The following is a 3393-nucleotide window of genomic DNA, read 5'->3' as shown; positions in this document are numbered from 1 at the left end:
GCAAGTTCAAATTTAACCCGTTGTGAAAACAGTTTTGGCAAAGAACCGGTGGGGGCCACTGTGGAAACCTGCCGACTGGAATTGACCGGACCAATTACACAAGCCAAACGCGTAAAAATTCTTGAAACACTGGGCAAAGCCTACCTGGCGCAAAACGAAGCTGACCTGGCCATTTCAACCTGGAATGAAGCCAGTCAATACAGCCCGCTAAGCCGCGAGGATCAGGCTGCTGCCGAATCGTGGACACGTTTACAGGTACTGATTGGTCAAACCTACGCACAAGCCGATCAAATGGAACGTGCCGAAGCGCACTTTCAAAAAACCTTGAGCACTGTTGAACAATCCATTGGCCGCTATTCATTGCCAGCAGGTATGGTGCAAGACGCGCTTGGCACCTACTATGCCCTGCAAAACAAAGCTGAAGAATCTGAAGTTGCATTTAAGCGGTCGCGCATTGTGTATGAAATTCGCTTGGGGAAAACCAATGCCCGTACGCTTGAAACACGCATGAACCACGCTGTTGGTTTGCTGGACCTGGAAAAGGAACAAGAGGCACTGGAGAATTTTCAGGTGTTGGCTGAAATCATCAATTCCTCACCCAACTACAAAAGCGAACCCATTCGCGCTGAAATTCTGACCTTTCTGGGTACGCTCCAAATGCGCAACGACCAGTTGCAAGAAGCCGCAAGAAACTACCAAACCGCTTTTGAAGTCAGACAGGCTGCGTTTGGCCCCAACGACATCAGAACCAGCCAATCTTTAAATAACTTGGGGGTTGTGTTGTACAGGGCAGGGGACCTGAAGCGGGCAGAAGTGGCACTGAGCCGCGCCTACATTATTCGATCAGACGCATTGGGCAGCGACGACCCTTTGACACAGAGTACTCAGAAAAACTTGCAGGCCGTGATCGCCGCACAGAATGCGGCGAAAACAGGCCTTTCAGACGGTGTCAAACGCAATTAAACCTTGCTGTTGCGCACCAGTTTGCGGTTGGCCTTGAATGATTTGAACTCATACACAGCAACCAGCAAAATTGCGGAGAATACACAGCCCAGGGCTGCCAAAATACTCGGGCTTGCTACTTCATAGTTGATGTAATCCACCAAACCATGAACCAACATGGCTGAAGCGATCAACAACAACACCAATACACCAGGGTAGGAACGAAGAGCTTTCATACGACACCTCTCAAAATTTACTGCATCATTTGCTGACCAACGAGTCAACAACTGAACTTTACCATTGAGTAATGTCACAGATTGGAGCGCCGCTTCTAACGTTGTATTTAACCAAACAGCCACACCTTAAATCGATTTTTCTCTTCTAAAACAACGAAATAGAAACACACAGCCCAGCAAACCCAACCAATTCACAGCACCGCCACCTCCGCCGCCACTGCCTGCGCTGCCTAGGGCAGCACCATTGCCGGAGTCATCCACCACCGCATCGCCCACAGCCGAGGAGGGGACCCCCAAACCTGCGGAAGCGCCGTTAATCAGGGGAGAAAGCAAACTGGCCAGCAAAGTAGGGGATGTGGCGCCCGGATTGGCGACGATCACCGATGCAATCGCAATGCGCCCGTTTGACACCTGCGCACGAAGATCAAATCCAGTAACGCCGACGGGCGCAGTGACATCCACATTCAGCCCGCTGACAGACAACACAGGGTTGGGGGCATCTGCAGACGATTTCAGCACATTGATCACATCAAAACTGACTGCACTGACTTCCTGACCAGAAGAATTCAGGCTTCCCATTGCAGAAAATGTTCGTGTTTGGCCCGGAGGAATTACATTGCCACTATTGGAAAACAGATTAGTGAGCCCGGCTACCGCCTGAGAATTGACAAGATTGGCCACATCGAGCATGCCCGCCCCGCACAAGGCGCGTGTGCAGTTGCATTCCACGCCAGCGGTGTCGCCGGTGCAAGTGGGGCGCCCACTCAAGGAAAGAAAAGGGCGGGCCGAGGTTTTCAACATGTCTTCCACAGTAGCCACTGAGGCCGACGGGTTCAGTGACCAATACAGGGAAGCCGCGCCAGCCACCATGGGTGAAGAAAAACTGGTGCCAATTTTGGTGTTGTAAGTGTTCGTTAAGGGCCCTGCAAAACCAGTGTTACTCGCACTCCAGATTGGAAATGCAGCATCGCCGCCTGGCGCTGAAAGCTGAATACTCGGGCCAAAGTTGCTGTAATTCGCCTTTAACCCCTCTTGGTCAATTGCAGCCACACCAAAAGCACCGGGGCAATTGGCAGGAGAATCGACCGTGCTGCCATCATTGCCGGCAGCCACAACCACAAGAGAGCCTGCCTGGCGTGCTGCAGCTATCGCAGCGCCTTCAATCGAGGGCACACAGGCGCCTTCTGCACCCAAACTGAGGTTAATGACTTTGGCCGGGAACGGATTGTTGGGAACACCAGGCACACTCAAGCCAGCGGCCCAGCGAATACCGTCGGCCAGGTCACTTGAAAAACCACCGCACTTGCCCAACACACGAACAGGCAACACTGCTGCATTCCAGTTCACTGAAAAAATGCCTTCGCTGGATACCGGGTTACCAGCAAGCAGGGCAGAGACGAAGGTGCCATGCCAACTCGACTGGCTCAGCCCAGCACAGGCGGCATCGGCCAACAAGTCGGCTGGGCCCACGCCATCGCCTGGGTCGGTTGGGTCTGAATCCCGGTCAGAGCCAGGGGAGCTTTGACCGTCGGCACCAATTACAGGATCAGCCACGAAATCGTAGCCAGAAAGCAAGTGGCCTTGAAGCATCGGGTGGCCAGGCAACACACCTGTGTCCAAAACAGCCACCACTGTGGGTGCAGTGCCATGAAAATTGGCCCACATGGCGCCTGTGTTGATCGAGGCGGGCTGTGTGCTTAGATCCTGATGAAACCAAGACCGACTGCGGCGCGACAAATCGAGCGCATTCAACAAACCAACAAGAGGCGACTGCGCACGCAACTGGATGCGGCGGTCCAACTCAACCGATTCAACCATGGGATCAGACAACAATCGCAGGCGGGTTTGCTCAGTGTCAGAACCACTCGGTGACATAACCACAGCACCAAGTTCACCAAAGGGCCTCAGCAATTGAAAACTGCCTTTGTGGGCATTGGACAACTCGGCAAGTCTCGCGGCCAAATCGGCACGCCTGGCATCGAGCGACAGTTGCTGAACACCTGGCCTGGAAGAATCGGCATTTTCCTTGAACTGAATAACCCAACGGTCAGCCGACCAAGAAAAGGCTGAGAACATGGCAAGCAGAGCGAACAGACTGCTTTGAATGGCGAGGCGCAACTGCATGGGTGAACCTTGATTGTTGTTGTTATTAAATGATACCGGGGAGAGCAGCTTGCGGATTCAGAATAATGACCAAGAGACAAGGTGGGCTTTG

The 3393-nt window shown here is 53.1% G+C and carries 3 protein-coding genes; 1 reads left to right on the top strand and 2 read right to left on the bottom strand.

Translation table 11 applies throughout. From position 1 onward, the window contains the following. Positions 1-963 (top strand): tetratricopeptide repeat protein (locus tag FCS97_RS00245; protein WP_138515519.1); only part of this gene is annotated, 963 nt, incomplete at its 5' end. On the opposite strand, the gene FCS97_RS00240 is transcribed toward FCS97_RS00245, so the two are convergent. Together FCS97_RS00240 and FCS97_RS00235 are read right to left on the bottom strand one after the other, a co-directional pair. Beyond that, the gene (locus FCS97_RS00240) at positions 960-1178 is read right to left on the bottom strand and encodes a hypothetical protein (protein ID WP_138515517.1); all 219 of its coding nucleotides are present in this window, start codon (positions 1176-1178) and stop codon (positions 960-962) included. The two genes, FCS97_RS00245 and FCS97_RS00240, sit on opposite strands and share 4 nt — an antisense overlap. Before the next feature lie 126 nt (positions 1179-1304). After that, entirely contained in the window at positions 1305-3302 is a 1998-nt protein-coding gene (locus tag FCS97_RS00235) for a S8 family peptidase (protein WP_138515515.1), read from the bottom strand. Between the last annotated feature and the right edge of the window lie 91 nt (positions 3303-3393).

The sequence above is a fragment of the Limnobacter alexandrii genome (assembly GCF_005871185.1).
GTDB lineage: Bacteria > Pseudomonadota > Gammaproteobacteria > Burkholderiales > Burkholderiaceae_B > Limnobacter > Limnobacter alexandrii.
This window is presented reverse-complemented; position numbering and strand designations above follow the sequence as displayed.